We start from the raw sequence: 446 nt of genomic DNA, 5'->3' as shown, positions 1-446 counted from the left end.
ACCGAGTTGGAGCCGATGTCGATGGCCGCGATGTCTCGCGACGGGGGCAGGGCCTCGATCATCCGTCAGCGGGGCTCGTAGCGCAGCACGGCGGGCAGGGTCTTCACCTTGCGCCCGCGGCCCGACAGACTGGGATTGGTCATGAAATACTTGTGGGCGGAGAAGGGCCGCTCGGGGTCGGCGGGCATGACGCGGGTGTAGCGCCCGTCGGCGTCGAGAACCCAGCTCTGGGCGTCGTCCTTCAGATTGGCGACCATGATCTGGTCCAGCACCTGGTCATGGACCGTGGCGTTGCGGATCGGCGTCATCAGTTCGACGCGGCGGTCCAGGTTGCGCGTCATCCAGTCGGCCGATGAGATGAAGACCTTGGCCTTGTCGTGCGGCAGGTCCTTGCCGTTGGCGAAACAGACGATTCGGCTGTGCTCCAGGAAGCGGCCGACGATCGA

General features: G+C 65.7%; 1 pseudogene. It reads right to left on the bottom strand.

Going from position 1 to position 446, the window contains the following annotated elements:
• Positions 1-65: 65 nt before the first annotated feature.
• Positions 66-446, bottom strand: a pseudogene (locus B2U11_RS14570) (RNA degradosome polyphosphate kinase); the annotation flags it as partial.

Source organism: Brevundimonas sp. UBA7534 (genome assembly GCF_002479325.1).
Taxonomy (GTDB): Bacteria; Pseudomonadota; Alphaproteobacteria; order Caulobacterales; family Caulobacteraceae; genus Brevundimonas.
This window is presented reverse-complemented; position numbering and strand designations above follow the sequence as displayed.